Source organism: Pseudomonas antarctica (genome assembly GCF_900624995.1).
Lineage (GTDB): Bacteria > Pseudomonadota > Gammaproteobacteria > Pseudomonadales > Pseudomonadaceae > Aquipseudomonas > Aquipseudomonas antarctica.
The window spans coordinates 332,769-352,722 of the sequence record NZ_UYXQ01000001.1; the positions used below are offsets into that span (position 1 = coordinate 332,769).

19 protein-coding genes are annotated in these 19,954 nt (G+C 60.4%); 8 read left to right on the forward strand and 11 right to left on the reverse strand.

The annotated features are described in order from the left end of the window. Positions 1-48: 48 nt before the first annotated feature. Complete coding sequence (locus E0F99_RS01535; protein ID WP_083355985.1) at positions 49-771, reverse strand: response regulator transcription factor; 723 nt, start codon at positions 769-771, stop codon at positions 49-51. 332 nt (positions 772-1,103) lie between these two features. Here E0F99_RS01535 and E0F99_RS01540 point away from each other — a divergent pair, with 332 nt between their 5' ends. Further along, positions 1,104-3,380, forward strand: coding sequence for a CHASE2 domain-containing protein (locus E0F99_RS01540; RefSeq protein ID WP_083360337.1), 2,277 nt, complete (start codon positions 1,104-1,106; stop codon positions 3,378-3,380). A gap of 182 nt (positions 3,381-3,562) precedes the next feature. Here E0F99_RS01540 and E0F99_RS01545 read toward each other — a convergent pair whose 3' ends face one another. The 4 genes from E0F99_RS01545 to glyQ all read right to left on the reverse strand — a co-directional run bounded on the left by E0F99_RS01545 (position 3,563) and on the right by glyQ (position 7,959). After that, complete coding sequence (locus E0F99_RS01545) at positions 3,563-4,333, reverse strand: lysophospholipid acyltransferase family protein (protein WP_083355984.1); 771 nt, start codon at positions 4,331-4,333, stop codon at positions 3,563-3,565. 82 nt (positions 4,334-4,415) lie between these two features. Beyond that, positions 4,416-4,955, reverse strand: a complete 540-nt coding sequence (gmhB, locus tag E0F99_RS01550; protein ID WP_173667135.1) for a D-glycero-beta-D-manno-heptose 1,7-bisphosphate 7-phosphatase — start codon at positions 4,953-4,955, stop codon at positions 4,416-4,418. After that, positions 4,955-7,009: a glycine--tRNA ligase subunit beta gene (gene glyS, locus E0F99_RS01555; RefSeq protein ID WP_083355983.1), complete on the reverse strand. Its 2,055-nt coding sequence runs from the start codon at positions 7,007-7,009 to the stop codon at positions 4,955-4,957. Before glyS ends, gmhB begins: the two co-directional genes overlap by 1 nt. After that, positions 7,006-7,959, reverse strand: a complete 954-nt coding sequence (glyQ, locus tag E0F99_RS01560) for a glycine--tRNA ligase subunit alpha (protein WP_003213601.1) — start codon at positions 7,957-7,959, stop codon at positions 7,006-7,008. The genes glyS and glyQ overlap by 4 nt, the downstream gene beginning before the upstream one ends. 81 nt (positions 7,960-8,040) lie before the next feature. Between glyQ and E0F99_RS01565 the strand changes: the two genes are divergently transcribed. Beyond that, positions 8,041-8,598 (forward strand): DNA-3-methyladenine glycosylase I, encoded by a 558-nt coding sequence (locus E0F99_RS01565; protein ID WP_083355982.1) that lies wholly within the window; start codon positions 8,041-8,043, stop codon positions 8,596-8,598. Between the two features lie 40 nt (positions 8,599-8,638). Next, entirely contained in the window at positions 8,639-9,526 is an 888-nt protein-coding gene (locus E0F99_RS01570; RefSeq protein ID WP_083355981.1) for a lysophospholipid acyltransferase, read from the forward strand. A gap of 133 nt (positions 9,527-9,659) precedes the next feature. Here the strand turns inward: E0F99_RS01570 and E0F99_RS01575 are convergent, their stop codons facing one another. The 5 genes from E0F99_RS01575 to def all read right to left on the reverse strand — a co-directional run bounded on the left by E0F99_RS01575 (position 9,660) and on the right by def (position 14,246). Further along, positions 9,660-9,971 carry a hypothetical protein gene (locus tag E0F99_RS01575; RefSeq protein ID WP_083355980.1) on the reverse strand — a complete coding sequence of 104 codons (312 nt, stop codon included), beginning with the start codon at positions 9,969-9,971 and terminating at the stop codon, positions 9,660-9,662. Between the two features lie 42 nt (positions 9,972-10,013). Further along, positions 10,014-11,387: a Trk system potassium transporter TrkA gene (gene trkA, locus E0F99_RS01580; protein ID WP_083355979.1), complete on the reverse strand. Its 1,374-nt coding sequence runs from the start codon at positions 11,385-11,387 to the stop codon at positions 10,014-10,016. A gap of 22 nt (positions 11,388-11,409) precedes the next feature. Next, the gene (rsmB, locus tag E0F99_RS01585; protein ID WP_083355978.1) at positions 11,410-12,720 is read right to left on the reverse strand and encodes a 16S rRNA (cytosine(967)-C(5))-methyltransferase RsmB; all 1,311 of its coding nucleotides are present in this window, start codon (positions 12,718-12,720) and stop codon (positions 11,410-11,412) included. Beyond that, positions 12,717-13,670, reverse strand: a complete 954-nt coding sequence (gene fmt, locus E0F99_RS01590; protein WP_083355977.1) for a methionyl-tRNA formyltransferase — start codon at positions 13,668-13,670, stop codon at positions 12,717-12,719. The genes rsmB and fmt overlap by 4 nt, the downstream gene beginning before the upstream one ends. Before the next feature lie 69 nt (positions 13,671-13,739). Next, a complete protein-coding gene (gene def, locus E0F99_RS01595; RefSeq protein ID WP_083355976.1) occupies positions 13,740-14,246 on the reverse strand; it encodes a peptide deformylase in 507 nt (168 codons plus the stop codon). A gap of 135 nt (positions 14,247-14,381) precedes the next feature. On the opposite strand from def, the gene E0F99_RS01600 reads away from it, so the two are divergent. The 3 genes from E0F99_RS01600 to tsaC all read left to right on the forward strand — a co-directional run bounded on the left by E0F99_RS01600 (position 14,382) and on the right by tsaC (position 16,919). Next, a complete protein-coding gene (locus tag E0F99_RS01600; RefSeq protein ID WP_083355975.1) occupies positions 14,382-15,149 on the forward strand; it encodes a peptidoglycan-binding protein in 768 nt (255 codons plus the stop codon). A 63-nt stretch (positions 15,150-15,212) separates the two neighbouring features. Next, on the forward strand, positions 15,213-16,307 hold the full coding sequence (gene dprA, locus E0F99_RS01605; RefSeq protein ID WP_083355974.1) for a DNA-processing protein DprA: 1,095 nt from the start codon (positions 15,213-15,215) through the stop codon (positions 16,305-16,307). Positions 16,308-16,361: 54 nt separating this feature from the next. Further along, positions 16,362-16,919 carry an L-threonylcarbamoyladenylate synthase type 1 TsaC gene (gene tsaC / locus E0F99_RS01610; protein ID WP_083355973.1) on the forward strand — a complete coding sequence of 186 codons (558 nt, stop codon included), beginning with the start codon at positions 16,362-16,364 and terminating at the stop codon, positions 16,917-16,919. A 133-nt stretch (positions 16,920-17,052) separates the two neighbouring features. Here tsaC and E0F99_RS01615 read toward each other — a convergent pair whose 3' ends face one another. After that, the gene (locus E0F99_RS01615; protein WP_083355972.1) at positions 17,053-18,030 is read right to left on the reverse strand and encodes a quinone oxidoreductase family protein; all 978 of its coding nucleotides are present in this window, start codon (positions 18,028-18,030) and stop codon (positions 17,053-17,055) included. A gap of 160 nt (positions 18,031-18,190) precedes the next feature. Between E0F99_RS01615 and hemF the strand changes: the two genes are divergently transcribed. Both hemF and aroE read left to right on the forward strand, forming a co-directional pair. Then, the gene (hemF, locus tag E0F99_RS01620) at positions 18,191-19,123 is read left to right on the forward strand and encodes an oxygen-dependent coproporphyrinogen oxidase (RefSeq protein ID WP_083355971.1); all 933 of its coding nucleotides are present in this window, start codon (positions 18,191-18,193) and stop codon (positions 19,121-19,123) included. Then, positions 19,123-19,941 carry a shikimate dehydrogenase gene (aroE, locus tag E0F99_RS01625; RefSeq protein ID WP_083355970.1) on the forward strand — a complete coding sequence of 273 codons (819 nt, stop codon included), beginning with the start codon at positions 19,123-19,125 and terminating at the stop codon, positions 19,939-19,941. The genes hemF and aroE overlap by 1 nt, the downstream gene beginning before the upstream one ends. The last annotated feature ends 13 nt before the right edge of the window (positions 19,942-19,954 follow it).

Here is a 19,954-nt window from a genome sequence, read left to right on the forward strand (position 1 = left end):
GATTTAAACAAGTAATTTTCAAATGCTCCACGTGGAACATCGAGGTTTTTAACCCGACGTTGCCGTTGCGACACTCTCCAATCGGTAGCCATACCCATAGATGGTCAACAGTTGCCAGCCTCGGTCGGCGGTCAAACCCAGCTTGTTACGCAGACGGTAGATATGTGTATCCAGCGGCCGCGACGACACCATTTCTTCATGAGACCAGAATCGCTCATAGAGGTATTCGCGGGACAACGGGCGGGCCAGGTTCGCGAATAAGCAACTGGCTAAACGGTATTCCCGCTCGGTCAAGTTGATAGGTTTGCCTGCGCGCGTGACGGTCAATTCAGCGTCGTCAAAAGTCAGGTCGTTGAAGCTCTGCACTTCATGGGTGGCGGATTTCTGCAGGCCATGGCGACGCAAAACGGCGCTGACTCGTGCCTTAAGTTCGTTAGGTCGAAAAGGCTTGCTGACGTAATCGTCCGCTCCGCTGTTGAGTGCAGTGACGATGTCGCTCTCGGCATCGCGACTGGTCAGCATGATGACGGCGGGCGGTGACTCCATGTGTTCACGAGTCCAGCGCAGCAATGCGATGCCGCTGATGTCGGGTAGTTGCCAGTCGAGTATCAGGAGGTCGAAGGTTTCCCGTCGTAGTTGACGCAATAGATCTTCACTGCGCTCGAAGCAATGAAGTGACCATGGCTGCTCTGCGGTACCGGGGATCTGTCGCAGTGTCTGCTCAACCCGACGCAATTCAGCGGGTTCGTCATCCAGTATTGCGACGCGCATGATGGGGTCCTTTCTACTAAAAATATGGCGCAAATGCCGGCCATCGAATCTGAATAATTGTGGTCAGATCCAGCGGGCCTTGAATCTATCGCTACGCTGATATCAAAGCGCCTTTAATCCATTGAAAGACCTTGATACCTAGAGGGAAGATACCCACTCCTGCCCGTAAGGAAAAGGCTCTGTATGAAGCGCTAAGGAAAGTCTAACAGTGAGACCGATATGAGCTTCATTGGGTTCAGTACATCGTTCACACCGAACAGGGAGAAACCGGGGTATATGGCGCGCTCAACTATCCACTCTCAATGCTCATACAACTCTGCGGCGTTAGCTCGGTGATGCTGTGGCGCAAAGCTGAAAAACGCCAACCCACCCGAGCACAGCTTCTGTTCCACGGTTTGGTTCGAGAGTGGCTGTGGATTGGCTTGGTCTTGCTGCCCGTCACCCTCTACCTGTCACTGAGCCCAGGCCTGGCTCTGAACAACCCTCTGTATGACAGCCTTCGGCGTCTGACACCGTTGCCGGTTGACTCGCGTATCTTGTTGGTGACCATCGATGATCAGAGCCTGAAGAAGCTCGGCCCTTGGCCGTGGCCCCGTAGCCTGCATGCCGACCTGATAGATCGGCTCAGTGCCGCTAGGCCAGCGGGAATATTGTTTGATGTGGTCTTCAGTGAGCCTGGCGATGCAGAGGATGATCAGCGACTGGCTGATGCTGTGTGCAACGCCGGCAATGTCTTATTGCCGCTGGTGAACGAAGGCACAGCAGGAGCAGGTTCAGCGGATAAAGAGTTATTGCCGCTGCTCAAGTGCGCCAAAGGCATCGGGCCTATCAATGTCGAAGCGGATAACGATGGCGTCGTGCGCAGCTTGTATTTGCGTGAGGGGCCGCCAGAAAACACACTCGCGCAGCTGGCATGGCAGGCGTATACATTGACTGGGCAAACGTCAGCCATGCCTGGGCAGCCGCAGGAGCCGAGCAACCCGCTTTGGCATCGTGAACATGCGGTTCGTGTGCCCTTCACTGTGCAAAGTCATTTTCCTAGCGTGTCCTACGCCAGCGTCTTGCATGGCGAGGTACCGCCCGAAATACTACGCGATCGGCAGATACTGGTCGGTGCCACGGCCTATGGAATGGGCGATCGGTTTGTCACACCGCTCTCCTCCACCGTTGGCTCCACAGCAGGTGTGGAACTCCAGGCCAATATCCTTAACGGCTTGCTACAGGGGCGCAGCATTGTTGATCTACCTGGTTGGCTAGCCGCCTTGATGGCGACGTCTCTGGTGGCATTATTGCTGGGGCTGCTGTTGTATCGGCCGCGTTATGCACTGTGGATGACGTTGGCTTGCATGGCTACCGCGTTGCTCGGCTCGTGGGCCTTGCTGCGCCTTGGCCACTGGTGGTCACCCGCAGCGTGCCTGATCGGCCTGCTACTCAGTTATTTGATCTGGAATTGGCGCCGCTTGAGCGTGATCCTTGCGTACTTTGGGTGGGAGCTGGCCCGGCTGGATGACGAACCCAAAGTGCTTCCCGAGCGTCGACGCGCTCCCGCCAGCCCAGGCGACGTATTGCAAGGGCGGATCTTCGCGCTTGAGCAGGCGGTAAGCCGCACGCGCGATACACGACGCTTTATGGCGGATGGCCTGGAATGTTTGCCCGTGGCTACCCTGATTACCGATCCGCAAGGCAGCATCCTGCTGGCCAACCGCGTTGCCCGTGACGTGTTCGGCAATGATCTGGTTGCTAGAAACCTCCTGGAACAGCTCGCCGATCTGGGTTATCCGCCACTGCATAACGGTGTTCGCCCTGCCCTGTCAGCGCTCGAGCTCATCGAGTTTCGTGACATCCATCAGCGCAGCTTGCGCATGGAACTGGCGCCGCTGCTGCCGGCCGAGGGTGACGTCGCCCTCGGCTGGCTGCTGAGCCTCACGGACTTAAGCAAAGAGCGCGAAGCCCAACAGCACCGCGAGACAATGCTGCGCTTCCTGTCTCATGACCTGCGTGCGCCACATTCGGTGATCCTGGCGTTGCTGGACGTGCACAATGGCGAGTCACCGATATTTGCCCAGATCGAGCAACAGGTGAAGCGTGCCTTGAGCCTGACCGAATCCTTCGTGCAATTGGCCAAGGCTGAGGCCGATGGCTACCACTTCCAGCCCACGTTGTTTGCCATGCTGGTCATGGATGCCTTTGACCAAGTGGCGGTGATCGCCCAGCTCAAGGGGATTCATTTGGTCCACGACCTGGATGAAGCGGATGAGGGCATGGTTTCAGCCGATCAATCACTGCTGACCCGAGCGCTGTTCAACGTGCTGGAAAACGCCATCAAATACTCGCCGTCAGGCACCACCGTCACCTTGGGCCATGGCAGCGCGCAAGGGTGGTTGGAATGCCGTATCAGCGATCAGGGGCCAGGCATTGCGCCTGAGGATTTGCCGGAGCTGTTCAGCCAGTACCGACGCTTCGATTCAGCCCAAGGCAGTGAAGGATTAGGGTTGGGGCTGACCATGGTCAAAGCCGTTATTGAGCGTCATGGCGGGCGCATCCAATGTGAAAGCGAGTTAGGTAAAGGCTCGATCTTCAGCCTGCAACTGCCCCTGCTCAATGACTGAAAAAACATCCTTTTTGGTTGTGCATAAAAAACCGGTCACAAGGACCGGTTTTTTTATGCCAAAAAAACTTATGCACGTTTTTTGCGATTTTATGAGTTTGAGAAATATGTAAGTAAATCAGCTTCTTATGAGCCAGAAAGGCCAATTAGCCAACAAACCGTACACAGGTTATCCACAGATGCTCAACTCGCCGACGTCTCGACTACAACAGGCTCTGGAGGCAATGAACCCAGCGCCCGTTGTTGCGCTTCGTTCCACGCTGCGGCGCGGTCATTCAAGGCGGCAATGGCGCGCGGTCCTTCACCTTCTGCGTACATCGGCTCGCCAATTACGACGGTGATAGTGCCTTCGCGTTTGGCCCAGCCAGTCTTCGGCCAGAACTTGCCGGCGTTATGCGCAATCGGCAACACCGGCAGGTTGGCGTTGACCGCCAAGGCGGTGCCGCCCCGCGAAAATTTACCCACGGTGCCGTAAGGCACGCGCGTGCCCTCGGGGAAGATCAGTACCCAAACGCCATCCTTGAGCAGCTCATCGCCCTTCTTGGCTACGTGCTTAAGCGCCGCCTTGGGGTTGTCACGGTCGATGGCGATCGGGCGCAACATCGCCATGGCCCAACCGAAGAACGGCACGTACAGCAGCTCACGCTTGAGCACTTGGCTTAGGGGCGAGAAGTACGCCGAGAGGAAGAAGGTTTCCCAGGTGCTCTGGTGGTTCGACAGAATCACACAGGGCTGGTCCGGGACGTTTTCGGCGCCTTTAATCTCGTAGCGAATGCCTAAAAACACCTTGGATAACCATAACGCGCAGCGGCACCAATAGACGTTGATAAAACGATAGCGCGCCTTGAACGGCAGGAACGGTGCAATAAAAAAGCTCAGGGTGCACCAGAGAAGCGAACTGGTGCCCAGCAGCAGGTAAAAGAAAAAGGTTCTGATGGCCTGCAAGATCGACATGGCGGCATTTACCGTTGCGGGACACGGCCCGCCTGTTAAAAGCGCACGCCCGAACAGTCCTTGGCCAGGAAGTCGAGGGCGGCTAGTTGTTGATAAGTTCTGCGGCAACCGCCGCCAGATCGTCAAAAATCAAAGTGCCTACCGGCAGGTTTTTCGCCTGGGTCTTTTCGCCTTTCCCGGTCTTAACCAAAACTGGCTGAGAGTCGACGGCTTTGGCCGCCTCCAAGTCACCGAGGCTGTCACCGACGAACCATAGCCCAGCCAGGGGCACGTTGTAATGTTCTGCAATGGTTTTCAACATGCCAGGTTTGGGTTTGCGGCATTCGCAGCCCTCATCCGGCCCGTGGGGGCAGTACACCACCAGCCCCACCTCACCACCCTGCTCGGCCACTAACGTGCGCAAGCGCGCGTGCATGGCGTCCAAGGTGGCGATGTCGTAATAGCCACGGGCGATGCCGGACTGGTTGGTGGCGATAGCCACCGTCCAGCCGGCTTTGCTCAACTGCGCGATGGCCTCGATCGAGCCGGGCAGTGGAATCCATTCCGCCACCGACTTGATGTAAGCGTCGGAGTCGTAATTGATCACTCCGTCCCGATCGAGAATCAGCAGTTTCAACATGATCAGCCCAGTACGGAAATATCAGCGATATTGATGAACAAGCCACGTAGACGCGCGAGCATGGCGTAGCGGTTTTTCCGCACGCCGGCATCTTCGGCATTGATCATCACCGCTTCGAAGAACGCATCCACCGGCTCACGCAAGGTGGCCAGGCGCGCCAGTGCTTCGGCGTAGTTGCGTTCGGCGAGCAGCGGCTTCACCGCGTTTTCTGCTTTGGCAATTGCCGAGTTCAGCGAGAACTCTTTGGCATCGGCGAACAGGCCCGGGTCGACCTCGGCATTGCCGAGGTTGTCGGCCTTGCTCAGCAGGTTCGATACACGCTTGTTCACAGCAGCCAGTGCATCGGCTTCCGGCAGCTTGCGGAAGGCCTGTACGGCCTGCACACGCTGATCGAAGTCCAGCGCCGAACCCGGTTGCAGGGCACGTACCGACAGGTACACCGAAACGTCCACGCCTTCGTCTTCGTAACGCGCACGCAGGCGGTCGAACACGAACTCCAGTACTTGCTCGGCCAGGCCGGCTTGCTTGACCTTGCCACCGAACTGGCCGACCGCAAACACCACGGCCTGGGCCAGGTCGAGGTCGAGCTTCTTGTCGATCAGGATGCGCAGCACGCCCAGGGCCGCACGGCGCAGGGCATACGGGTCTTTGCTGCCGGTAGGCAACATGCCGATACCAAAGATACCCACAAGGGTGTCCAGCTTGTCGGCGATGGCCACGGCCGCACCAGTCAGGGTGCTCGGCAGTTCAGCACCGGCACCGCGCGGCATGTACTGTTCGTTCAGCGCCAGGGCGACGTCTTCCGGCTCGCCATCATTGAGGGCGTAGTAGTAACCGGCAACACCTTGCATCTCCGGGAACTCGCCGACCATCTCGGTGGCCAGGTCGCACTTGGACAGCAAGCCTGCACGCGCGGCCCAGGCAGCATCACCACCAATGCGCGGTGCAATGTAGGCGGCCAGTTTGGAAACACGGACGGCCTTGTCGTAGACGCTGCCGAGTTTTTCCTGGAACACCACGTTTTGCAGGCGCAGGTTGAAGTCTTCCAGCTTCTGCTTCTTGTCTTGCTTGAAGAAGAACTCGGCGTCGGTCAGGCGCGGGCGAACGACTTTCTCGTTACCGGCGATAATCTGCTGCGGGTCCTTGCTTTCAATGTTGGCCACCGTGATAAAGCGCGGCAGCAACTTGCCGTCCACGTCCAGCAGGCAGAAGTACTTCTGGTTGTCCTGCATGGTGGTGATCAGCGCTTCTTGCGGCACGTCGAGGAAACGTTCTTCGAACGAGCACACCAGCGGCACTGGCCATTCAACCAGCGCGGTCACTTCGTCGAGCAGGCTTGGCGGCACGATGGCGGTGCCTTCCTGCAAGCGAGCCAGCTCTTCGGTGCGCTTGCTGATCAGCTCGCGGCGCTCATTGGCATCGGCGAGTACGTAAGCTGCGCGCAGGTCGGCGGCATAGTTGGCGGGCGAGGTGATGCGCACCGCTTCTGGGTGGTGGAAGCGGTGACCACGGGAGTCCCGGCCAGCCGTCTGGGCGAGGATCGTGCAGTCGATGACCTGGTCACCGAGCAGCATCACCAGCCATTGGGTTGGGCGTACGAATTCTTCCTTGCGCGCACCCCAGCGCATGCGCTTAGGGATCGGCAAGTCGTTCAGGGAGTCTTCAACGATGGTCGGCAACAGGCTCGCCGTCGGCTTACCGGTGATGACCTGGCTGAAACGCAGTTTGGGGCCGCTCTGGTCGATCTCGCTCAGCTCGACACCGCACTTCTTGGCAAAACCCAGGGCTGCTTGAGTCGGGTTACCTTCAGCATCAAAAGCAGCCTGACGCGGCGGGCCGTCGAGGTTGATGCTGCGGTCCGGCTGCTGGGTTTCCAGCGCGGTCAGCAACACGGCCAGGCGACGTGGCGCGGCGTAGACTTTTTTCGCGGCGAATTTCAGGCCGGCGCTGTGCAGGCCTTTTTCGATACCGGCCAGGAACGCATCGGCCAGGGTGTTGAGTGCCTTGGGTGGCAGCTCCTCGGTGCCCAGTTCAACCAGGAAATCTTGAGCACTCATTGTGCAGCCTCCAGCTTAGCCAACACTTCATCACGCAAATCCGGGGTTGCCATCGGGAAGCCCAGCTTGGCGCGAGCCAGCAGGTAGGCTTGGGCGACGGAACGCGCCAGGGTGCGTACACGCAGGATGTATTGCTGACGCGCGGTAACCGAGATGGCACGGCGGGCATCCAGCAGGTTGAAGGTATGGGACGCCTTCAACACCATTTCATAGCTTGGCAACGGCAGCGGCTGGTCGAGCTCGATCAGGCGCTTTGCTTCGCTTTCGTAGAAATCGAACAGTTCGAACAGCTTCTCGACGTTGGCGTGTTCGAAGTTGTAAGTGGACTGCTCCACTTCGTTCTGGTGGAACACGTCACCGTAGGTCACTTTGCCGAACGGGCCGTCAGCCCATACCAGGTCGTAGACCGAGTCCACGCCTTGCAGGTACATGGCCAGGCGCTCGAGGCCGTAAGTGATCTCGCCGGTCACCGGGTAGCACTCGATGCCGCCCGCTTGCTGGAAGTAAGTGAACTGCGTCACTTCCATGCCGTTGAGCCAGACTTCCCAGCCCAGGCCCCAGGCGCCGAGGGTTGGCGACTCCCAGTTGTCTTCGACGAAACGGATGTCGTGCACCAGTGGGTCTAGGCCGACATGTTTGAGCGAGCCCAGGTACAGCTCCTGGAAGTTGTCCGGGTTCGGCTTCAGTACCACCTGGAACTGGTAGTAGTGCTGCAGACGGTTCGGGTTTTCGCCGTAGCGGCCGTCAGTCGGGCGACGACTGGGCTGCACATAAGCGGCGTTCCAGGTTTCCGGGCCGATGGCCCGCAGGAATGTAGCGGTGTGGAAAGTGCCGGCGCCTACTTCCATATCGTAGGGCTGAAGTACCACACAACCTTGCTCGGCCCAGTATTGCTGGAGGGCGAGGATCAAGTCTTGGAAGGTACGCACGGCTGGCGTAGGCTGGCTCACGAAATTCACCTGTTACTTGGGCTGCGATTTAAAGAGCGGGAGTATACCCGATTCGGCCCTGCCACCACTCCCTGGAGCCTTATGCCACGCTGCTTTTGGTGTTCTGAAGATCCGCTGTACATGGCTTATCACGATCAGGAGTGGGGAACGCCGCTGCGCGATGCGCAGGGTCTGTTCGAGTTGCTTTTGCTCGAAGGGTTCCAGGCGGGCCTGTCCTGGATCACCGTTTTACGCAAACGCGAGCATTATCGAAAGGTCTTGTTCGGCTTTGATGCACAGCGCCTGGCGCGATTGACCGACGCCGAGATTGAGGCGCTGATGCTTGACCCGGGCATTGTGCGCAATCGCCTGAAACTCAATGCCACCCGGCGCAATGCGATTGCATGGCTGGCGCTGGAGGACCCGGTGGGCTTGCTCTGGTCGTTTGTCGGCGGTGTGCCCAAGGTCAATCACTTCACGGACCGCAGCCAGGTCCCGGCCATTACGCCAGAGGCCGAAGCCATGAGCCGTGCCCTGAAAAAAGCCGGTTTCACGTTCGTCGGGCCGACCATTTGTTACGCGTTCATGCAGGCCTCGGGCATGGTCATGGACCACACTCAGGATTGCGACCGTTACGCGCACTTGGCCAACGCCGGTTAGAATGGCGGCTTTGCGCACCACACACGATCAGGAGTGACCTGTGGAAAAGTTTAAAGGCGCCTTGCTGGTAGGCGCTCTTCGGTTGTTTGCCCTGTTGCCTTGGCGCGCTGTTCAAGCCGTCGGCACGGCGATTGGCTGGATCATGTGGAAAACCCCCAACCGCTCCCGCGAGACGGTGCGGATCAACCTCTCCAAATGCTTCCCGGACATGGACCCCGCCGCGCGCGAGCGCCTGGTCGGCCAGAGCCTGATGGACATCGGCAAATCCCTCACCGAAAGCGCTTGTGCCTGGATCTGGCCGGCCCAGCGTTCCATCGACTTGGTGCGTGAAGTCGAAGGGCTCGAAGTGCTGCACGACGCGTTGGCCTCCGGCAAAGGCGTGGTCGGCATCACCAGCCACCTGGGCAACTGGGAAGTGTTGAACCACTTCTATTGCAACCAGTGCAAACCGATCATTTTCTACCGCCCGCCCAAGCTCAAGGCCGTGGATGACTTGCTGCGCAAACAGCGTGTGCAACTGGGCAACCGTGTAGCCGCGTCGACCAAGGAAGGCATTCTGAGTGTGATCAAGGAAGTGCGCAAAGGTGGCCAAGTGGGCATTCCCGCCGACCCGGAGCCGGCGGAATCGGCCGGCATCTTCGTGCCGTTCTTCGCCACCCAGGTGCTGACCAGTAAGTTCGTGCCGAACATGCTCGCCGGTGGCAAAGCGGTGGGCGTGTTCCTGCATGCGCTGCGGCTGGCGGACGGCTCGGGCTACAAAGTGATCCTCGAAGCGGCGCCGGAAGATATGTACAGCACCGACACCGCCACGTCCTGCGCGGCGATGAGCAAAGTGGTGGAGCGCTATGTCGGGGCTTATCCGAGCCAGTACATGTGGAGCATGAAACGCTTCAAGAAACGCCCGCCGGGTGAGGCGCGGTGGTACTGATATACGACTGACTTACGGTCGATGCAAAACCAATGTGGGAGCGGGCCTGCTCGCGAATGCGGTGTATCAGACACACATTAGGTGACTGACACTATGCCTTCGCGAGCAAGCCCGCTCCCACATTTGATTCCGATTAAGCCTGGCGGTCGAGTTTCTTCAGGAACACCGTCATCTCTTTTTCGGCCTGCTTGTCGCCATGCGCCAGGGCCGCTTCGATACCCTTCTCCCACGCCACCCGCGCCGCAGCACTATCACCCAACCCCGCCTGCGCCTTGCCCAACAACTTCCACGCCGCCGAATACTTCGGGTCAAACTCGACGCACTTTTGCAAATGCTCCGCCGCTTTGGCGTTGTCCTTCACGTCCAGATAACCCTTGCCCAAGCCAAAGCGCAGCAATGAATTATCCACACCCTTGGCGAGCATTTTTTCCAGTGACTCAAGCATACGGAAATCCTTGTAGGCGCCAGCTTGCCGGCGATGGCTTCATCAGAAAAAGCTCAACCCCACGTGGAACAGCTTCTCCACATCGCGGATATGTTTTTTATCCACAAGAAACAGGATCACATGGTCACCTGTGGCGATCACCGTATCGTCATGGGCAATGATCACCTCTTCGTCACGAATGATCGCGCCGATGGTAGTGCCTGGCGGTAAGCCGATGTCACGGATGGCCTTGCCGATCACCTTGCTCGACTTGGAGTCGCCATGGGCTATCGCTTCGATGGCTTCCGCCGCGCCCCGGCGCAGGGAGTGCACGCTGACGATATCGCCTCGGCGCACGTGGGCGAGCAAGGTGCCGATGGTGGCCAGTTGCGGGCTGATGGCGATGTCGATATCGCCGCCCTGGATCAGGTCGACATAGGCCGGGTTGTTGATGATGGTCATCACCTTCTTCGCTCCCAGCCGCTTGGCTAACAGCGAGGACATGATGTTGGCCTCGTCATCGTTGGTCAGGGCCAGGAAGATATCGGCGTCGGCAATGTTCTCTTCCATCAACAGGTCGCGGTCCGAGGCGCTGCCTTGCAGAACGACGGTGCTGTCGAGGGTGTCGGACAAATGCCGGCAGCGCGCCGGACTCATCTCGATGATCTTCACTTGGTAGCGGCTTTCAATCGCCTCAGCCAAACGTTCGCCGATCTGCCCGCCACCTGCAATCACGATGCGTTTGTAGGTCTCGTCCAGTCGACGCATTTCGCTCATCACTGCGCGAATATTCGCTTTGGCGGCGATGAAAAATACTTCGTCGTCCGCCTCGATCACTGTATCGCCCTGGGGCAGGATCGGCCGGTCGCGGCGGAAGATCGCCGCTACGCGGGTTTCCACATTCGGCATGTGCTCGCGTAGCTGGCGCAGTTGTTGGCCCACCAACGGCCCGCCGTAGTAAGCCTTCACCGCCACCAGTTGCGCCTTGCCCTCGGCAAAGTCGATTACTTGTAGCGCTCCGGGGATTTCGATCAGGCGCTTGATGTAGTGAGTCACCACTTGCTCGGGGCTGATCAGCACGTCCACTGGAATCGCGTCGTTGTCGAAAAGCCCTGCACGGGTCAGGTAGGCCGCCTCACGGACGCGGGCGATCTTGGTCGGCGTGTGAAACAGGGTGTGAGCGACCTGGCAGGCGACCATGTTGGTCTCGTCGCTGTTGGTCACCGCCACCAGCATGTCGGCATCGTCGGCACCGGCTTGGCGCAACACCGTCGGGAATGACGCGCGGCCTTGTACGGTGCGGATGTCCAGGCGGTCACCGAGGTTGCGCAGGCGTTCGGCATCGGTATCGACCACGGTGATGTCGTTGGCCTCGCTGGCCAAATGTTCGGCCAGCGTGCCGCCAACCTGCCCTGCCCCAAGGATGATGATTTTCATCCGGTCACTCCCTTAAACTCATTCAGCCGCGCGCGGCGGCAATCTTGATCAGTTTGGCGTAGTAGAAGCCATCGTGCCCGCCTTCCTGTGCGAGCAACTGGCGGCCATGGGGCTGTTTGATGCCAGCCGCCGTGGCGAGGTCCAGTTCGCGTGCGCCGCTGGTGCGGGCAAGGAACGCTTCGATTACTTCGGTGTTCTCAGTGGGCAAGGTGGAGCAGGTGGCGTAGAGCAAGATGCCGCCGACTTCCAGGGTTGGCCACAAAGCGTCGAGCAGTTCGCCCTGCAGCACGGCCAGGGCGGCGATGTCGTCGGGCTGGCGAGTGAGCTTGATGTCCGGGTGGCGGCGGATCACGCCGGTGGCGGAACACGGCGCATCGAGCAGGATGCGCTGGAAGGGTTTGCCGTCCCACCAGGTGGCGGTGTCGCGGCCATCGGCGGCGATCAGGTCGGCGCTCAGGCCCAGGCGCGCGAGGTTTTCACGCACGCGCACCAGGCGTTTGGCTTCCAGGTCGACAGCGACCACACCTGCGAGGTCTTTTTCGACTTCCAGAATGTGACAAGTCTTACCGCCCGGCGCGCAACAGGCGTCGAGTACGCGCTGGCCGGGCGCCAGGCCGAGCAGGTCGGCGGCCAGTTGCGCGGCTTCGTCCTGCACGCTGATCCAACCTTCGGCAAAGCCCGGCAAGGCGCGTACGTCGGTGGCTGCTTCCAGCACGATGCCGTCGGGGCTGTATACGCACGGTGTGGCGTTGATACCGGCGTCGATGAGCAATTGCAGGTAGGCGTCGCGGCTGTGATGACGACGGTTAACCCGCAGAATCATCGGCGGGTGCGCATTGTTCGCCGCGCAAATGGCTTCCCATTGCTCAGGCCAGAACGCTTTCAGAGCTTTTTGCAGCCAGCGCGGGTGAGCGGTGCGCACGACCGGGTCATGTTCCAGCTCGGCCAGCAGTGCTTCGCTCTCGCGCTGGGCGCGACGCAGCACGGCGTTGAGCAGAGCCTTGGCCCATGGCTTTTTCAGTTTCTCGGCACACCCGACGGTTTCACCGATGGCGGCGTGGGCTGGCACGCGGGTGTAGAGCAACTGATAAAGACCGACCAGCAGCAGTGCTTCCACATCGGCATCCGCCGCTTTGAACGGCTTTTGCAGCAACTTGGCCGCCAGCGCCGACAAACGTGGCTGCCAGCGGGCGGTGCCAAAGGCCAGGTCTTGGGTGAAGCCGCGATCACGGCCTTCAACTTTATCCAACTGGGTAGGCAGCGAACTGTTTAGCGAAGCCTTGCCGTTGAGGACGGCGGCGAGGGCCTTGGCGGCGGCCAGACGCGGGTTCATTGAGCGACCGCCCCGAGAACCGTGCCCAGGGCAAATTTCTCACGACGGCTGTTGAACAAATCGCTGAAATTAAGCGCTTTACCGCCGGGCAATTGCAGACGCGTCAGGCACAGCGCCTGTTCACCGCAGGCGACCAACAGGCCTTCTTTGCTGGCGCCGATGATTTCACCGGGTGCGCCCTTGCCTTCACCCAAGGTGGCGGCCAGCACTTTCAACGCTTCGCCGTCGAGGGTGCTGTGGCAGATCGGCCACGGGTTAAAGGCGCGTACCAGGCGCTCCAGCTCTACGGCCGGACGGCTCCAGTCGATGCGCGCTTCGTCTTTGTTGAGTTTGTGGGCGTAGGTGGCGAGGCTGTCGTCCTGCACTTCGCCTTCCAGGGTACCGGCAGCCAGGCCTGCGATGGCTTGGATTACGGCCGGCGGGCCCAGCTCGGCGAGACGGTCGTGCAAGCTGCCGCCGGTGTCTTGGGCGGTGATCGGGGTGGTGACTTTCAGCAGCATCGGGCCGGTGTCCAGGCCAGCCTCCATGCGCATCACGGTCACACCGCTTTCACTGTCACCGGCTTGCACGGCGCGTTGGATCGGCGCCGCACCGCGCCAGCGTGGCAGCAGCGAAGCGTGGCTGTTGATGCAGCCCAGGCGTGGGATATCCAGCACGGCCTGGGGCAGGATCAAGCCATAGGCCACCACCACCAGCAGGTCAGGTTTCAGCGCAGCCATCTCCGCCTGGGCCTCGGCGTTACGCAGGGTCGGCGGTTGCAGCACAGGAATGTTGTGCTCCAGCGCCAGCTGCTTGACCGGGCTCGGCATCAGTTTTTGCCCGCGACCGGCCGGGCGATCCGGCTGGGTGTACACCGCGACGATGTCATAAGGGCTGGCAAGCAGCGCCTTAAGGTGTTCGGCAGCAAATTCAGGAGTGCCGGCAAAAACAATGCGCAGTGGCTCGGTCATGGGAGGTCTCGGTTAAAAACAGTCACAAAAGAAAAAGGCTTGCCGCAGCAAGCCTTTGGAAGAAGGGCATCAAGCTTGCTGGCGATGCTTTTTTTCCAGCTTCTTCTTGATCCGGTCGCGTTTAAGCGTGGACAGGTAATCAACAAACAGCTTGCCGTTGAGGTGGTCGCATTCGTGCTGGATGCACACCGCCAGCAGGCCTTCAGCGATCAGATCGTAGGGCTTACCGTCACGGTCCAGCGCCTTGATCTTCACGCGCACCGGGCGTTCGACGTTCTCGTAGAACTCCGGCACCGACAGGCAGCCTTCCTGGTATTCGCCCATCTCATCGGTCAGCGGTTCGAACTCAGGGTTGATAAACACCCGCGGTTCGCTGCGATCTTCCGACAAGTCCATGACCACGACGCGCTGATGCACGTTGACCTGGGTCGCGGCGAGACCGATGCCCGGAGCTTCATACATTGTTTCAAACATGTCATCGACCAACTGACGAACCTTGTCGTCCACTACGGCCACCGGTTTGGCGATCGTGCGCAGGCGCGAGTCGGGAAATTCGAGGATGTTCAAAATAGCCATAAGCGTAATTGCTGCACATGTGAGGTAGAGGCAAATCGGCGGTGGGATGGACCCAGGCAGCCGGTGTGAAAGGTTCGAAAGCCGCGAAGGCTATGGCATTTCACGCGAACGCACATAATAAAGGAGATTCACCCCATGAGGAAATCGCTACTCGTCTTGCTGTTGTGGGCGCCGCTCGCCACGGCCCTGCTTCCCCAGCCCGGCCAGCGGCTGGAGCACGCCACGCAACAGGCTATCCAGCACTTTTTACTGCACAACCGCATTCTCGATACCGCCCGGGATTTGGACAACGCGCCTTACATTGTCGCGGCCGACGCAGGTCGAGTGCTGGGCGCCAACGGCGAGCGTGTGTATGCACGAGGTGTCCTGGACCCGACTCAGCCGCAGTATGGGATCTTTCGCCGCGGCAAGGCCTACACCGACCCAGACACCCATGAACTGCTGGGCATCAACGCCGACGACATTGGTACCGCACGCTTTGTGACGGCGGGCGACCTCACCACCCTGGCGCTGCAACGGGTCACCCAGGAAGTACGTCCTGGCGACCGACTGCTGCGCGCCGAGCCTCCCATCGAGCTGACCACTCTGAAACCGGCACCTTTTATTCAAGGGCACATCATCGACGTTCCCAAAGGCGTCACCCAGATAGGCGCGCTGGACGCCGTGACTTTGAATAAGGGCCGCCGCGACGGGTTGGTTGAAGGCCAACTGTTATCCGTGATCAAAGCGGGCGCCAACGTACGCGACACCCTCACTGGCGCCCCAACCCAACTCCCCGACGAACGCGCCGGCACCCTGCTGGTGTTTCGTACCTATGAAAAGCTCAGTTACGGCCTGGTGCTCAGCGCCTCACGTGCTTTGGCCGTAATGGATCGATTCGAGACTCCCCAACAAACACAATAAATAGCCTGCTAAATAAGTTACCAACAGAGTTATCCACAGCTTGTTCCGGTCAAGGATGATCAAATGTATCCGATAAACAGTAGCGAAATTTCCCCGTCAGAACTGGAAGCCCGACTACGCTTGCACAGGCTGCCGGAACTGGGACCCAAGCGTTTTAGTGTATTGATCGAGGCCTTTGGGTCTGCTTCAAAGGCCATCAGCGCCCCGGCCAGTGCCTGGCGATCCCTCGGGTTGCCGGCCAGTAGCGCCGATGCCCGGCGTAGCCCTGAAATACGTGATGGTGCCGCTCAAGCTTTGGCGTGGTTGGAGCACCCGGCCCAGCATTTGCTGATGTGGGACCAGCCTGAGTACCCTGCCTTGCTCGCCCAGATCGACGACGCGCCGCCGTTGTTATTTGTCGCCGGCGACCCGAAAATCCTGGAAAAGCCGCAGTTGGCCATGGTTGGCAGCCGCCGCGCTTCGCGCCCCGGCATGGACACCGCCGCCGCCTTTTCCCGCAGCCTGGCGAGTGCCGGTTTTGTCATCACCAGTGGCCTCGCGTTGGGCATAGATGGCGCGGCGCATCAGGCAGCCCTGGACGTCGGTGGTCAGACAATCGGTGTGCTCGGCACCGGGCTTGAAAACTTTTATCCACAGCGCCACCGAACGCTCGCCGCCGCGATGATTGCCCAAGGCAGTGCGGTGGTTTCCGAGTTTCCGCTAGACGCTGCGCCCCAGGCCGCGAACTTCCCCCGGCGCAACCGGATCATCAGTGGCCTGTCACTGGGCGTGCTGGTGGTGGAAGCCAGCATGGCCAGCGGTTCGCTGATCACTGCGCGGTTGGCGGCCGAGCAAGGGCGTGAGGTGTATGCGATCCCGGGTTCCATCCATCATCCCGGCGCCAAGGGCTGTCACCAGTTGATCCGCGATGGCGCGACACTGGTGGAGTCCATCGAGCATATTCTGGATGGGTTACGCGGCTGGCAGGCGCTGTCCCGCCCGACGCCCATGCCGGTCACTCACCCGTTGGTGGCGCTGCTGCACGCTGCACCTCACACCAGTGAAGCCTTGGCCATTGCCAGTGGGCGACCGTTGTCCCAAGTGCTGGCGACCCTTACCGAGCTTGAACTCGAAGGCCAAGTGATCTGCGAAAGCGGGCGCTGGCTTGCGCGCTGCTAGGTTTTGTAAAGAAGATCGGTAAACTGCGCAGAGCTTTAGTCCGGAGAGTGAGCAATGGTCAACAGGTGGCGTGTGCTGGAAACCGCACGAGAAATTCGCGCAGGCGCGGTGATCGCCTACCCGACCGAAGCGGTCTGGGGCCTTGGCTGCGACCCGTGGAACGAAGAAGCGGTGGACCGGCTGCTGGCGATCAAAAATCGGTCGGTGGACAAGGGCCTGATCCTGGTGGCGGACAATATTCGCCAGTTCGATTTTCTCTTTGAAGACTTCCCGGACACCTGGATCGAACGCATGGCCAGCACCTGGCCGGGGCCGAATACCTGGCTGGTGCCTCATCAGGACTTGCTGCCTGAGTGGGTAACCGGTGTGCACGATACGGTGGCGTTACGGGTGAGCGATCATCCACTGGTGCGGGATCTGTGCTCGCTGGTCGGGCCGCTGATTTCCACGTCGGCCAACCCACAGGGGCGCCCGGCTGCGCGTACGCGGATTCGCGTTGAGCAGTATTTCCGTGGCCAGGTTGATCGGGTGTTGGGCGGTGCCCTGGGTGGGCGCAAGAACCCGAGCCTGATTCGTGACTTGGCGACGGGTGAGGTGGTGCGGCCTTCTTGAGACCGAGGCACGGCCATCGCGGGCAAGCCCGGCTCCCACATTCGACTGCATTCCAACTTAAGGAACACGGTCAAAATGTGGGAGCGGGCTTGCCCGCGATGGGGCCCTTCAAACCAGCAACTGTCTTAAGCCTTTATGGCAGAAGGATGGTCGAACCAGTAGTCCGCCGCCCCGACAACTCAGTCTGCGCCTTCGCCGCATCCGCCAACGAAAACCGCTGGTTGATATCAATGCGCACCTTGGCGCTCTTGATCATCGAGAACAGGTCATCGGCCATCGCCTGCAAATCCTTCGGATTGCTGGCATAGGTCGCCAAGGTCGGCCGGGTGACATACAGCGAGCCTTTGGCCGCTAGAATCCCCAGGTTCACGCCATCCACCGCGCCCGACGCATTCCCGAAGCTCACCACCAGCCCACGTGGCGCCACGCTGTCCAGCGAGGTCAGCCAAGTGTCCTTGCCTACGCCGTCGTACACCACCGGCACCTTTTTGCCGGCGGTCAATTCCAGCACACGTTGTGCGACGTTTTCCCTGCTGTAGTCGATGGTTTCCCACGCTCCCAGGGATTTGGCCAGCGCGGCTTTTTCCGGTGAGCTCACCGTGCCGATGAGCTTCACCCCCAAGGCCTTGGCCCATTGGCAGGCCAGCGAACCGACGCCACCAGCCGCGGCGTGGAACAGGATGGTTTCGCCGCCCTTTAATTCGTAGGTTTGGCGCAGTAGGTACTGCACGGTCAGGCCCTTGAGCATCGCGCCGGCGGCTTGCTCGAAACTGATATCGTCCGGCAAGTGCACCAGATTGGCGGCGGGCAACACATGCAGCTCGCTATAGGCACCTAGCGGGCCGCTGCCGTAGGCCACACGGTCGCCGACTTTGAATTGCGTGACCTCGCTGCCCACCGCGTCGACCACGCCGGCACCTTCGGCGCCCAAGCCCGATGGCAGCGCGGGCGGTGCATAAAGGCCACTGCGGAAATAAGTGTCGATGAAGTTCAGGCCGATGGCCTCGTTGCGCACGCGAACCTGCTGCGGGCCAGGTTCTGCCGGGGCGTAGTCCACATACTCAAGCACTTCGGGGCCGCCATGGGCACTGAACTGGATACGTTTGGCCATCTGCACTTCTCCTGAGGTCGAACATGGGTAGCCCGCTATCGGACTCCTAAGCTTGATCTTCGTCAACTGCGGCGCAATGGGGTGCGGTGGTATCCTGTGCGCCCATTTGCCGCCGACGCCCAATGGCCTCGCGTAGCTTTGCCCGATTCAAGGTGATGCCATGACTACCCGCACTGAGGCTGTTAAAGCCTACCTGCTCGACCTGCAAGACCGCATTTGCAGCGCCCTGGAAACCTTCGAGACGGACACTCGCTTTGTCGAAGACGCCTGGACCCGGCCTGCCGGCGGCGGCGGTCGCACCCGTGTGATCGAAAACGGCACGGTCATCGAAAAAGGCGGCGTTAACTTTTCCCACGTGTTTGGTAGCGGCCTCCCACCGTCCGCCAGTGCTCATCGCCCTGAGCTGGCCGGTCGCGGCTTCGAAGCCCTGGGCGTGTCGCTGGTGATCCACCCGCACAACCCGCATGTGCCGACGTCCCACGCCAATGTGCGCTTTTTCATCGCCGAAAAAGACGGCGAAGAGCCGGTGTGGTGGTTCGGCGGCGGCTTCGACCTCACGCCCTATTACGCCAATGAAGAAGACTGTATCCATTGGCACCGCGTGGCCGAGCAGGCCTGTGCGCCGTTCGGGCCGCAGGTCTACTCACGCTACAAGGCGTGGTGCGACACCTACTTCCATATCAAGCACCGTAACGAACCGCGCGGCATTGGCGGCCTGTTCTTCGATGACTTGAACGAGTGGGACTTCGACACCTGCTTCGCCTTCATCCGCGCCATCGGCGATGCGTATATCGACGCCTACCTGCCGATCGTGCAGCGCCGTAAGGCCATGGCTTACACCGAACAGCAGCGTCAATTCCAGGAGTTCCGCCGTGGGCGCTATGTCGAGTTCAACCTCGTCTACGACCGTGGCACCCTGTTCGGCCTGCAATCGGGCGGGCGCACCGAGTCGATCCTGATGTCGCTGCCCCCGCAAGTGCGCTGGAGCTACGACTGGAAAGCCGAGGCCGGCAGCGAAGAGGCGCGCCTCACCGATTATTTCCTGCAAGACCGCGACTGGCTCGGCCTCGCCGCGCCCAAGGCGGCTGTCTGATGGACCGTTATGTCGTGTTCGGCAACCCCATCGGTCACAGCAAGTCGCCGCTGATTCACCGCATGTTTGCCGAGCAGACCGGCGAGCAACTGGACTACAGCACCTTGCTCGCGCCGCTGGAAGATTTCATCGGCTGTGCCCGTGAGTTCTTTCAGCAAGGTCGAGGTGCCAACGTCACCGTGCCGTTCAAGGAAGACGCCTACCGTTTGGCCAACAGCCTGACCGAACGCGCCCAGCGTGCCGGGGCGGTGAATACCCTGAGCAAGTTGGCCGACGGCACTTTGCTGGGGGACAACACCGACGGCGCTGGTCTGGTGCGTGACCTGAAGGTGAATGCCGGGTTGAGCCTGCAAGGCAAACGCATCCTGTTGCTGGGCGCCGGTGGCGCGGTACGCGGGGCGCTGGAGCCATTGCTCGCCGAGCAGCCGGCATCGCTGATCATCGCCAACCGCACGGTAGAAAAGGCCGAATTGCTCGCCGAGCTGTTCGACGACCTGGGCCCGGTGTCTGCCAGCGGTTTCGACTGGCTGCGTGAGCCGGTGGACCTGATCATCAATGCCACGTCCGCCAGCCTGTCAGGCGATGTACCGCCGATTGCCGGCAGCCTGATCGAACCGGGCAAGACGTTCTGCTACGACATGATGTACGCCAAAGAGCCCACGGCGTTCTGCCGCTGGGCTACAGAGCAAGGCGCAGCCGTGGCGATGGACGGTTTGGGCATGCTCGTGGAACAGGCGGCGGAAGCGTTCTTCCTATGGCGTGGTGTGCGCCCGGATTCGGCGCCGGTGTTGGCTGAGTTGCGTCGCCAGTTAGCCTGACACAAAGTCCATG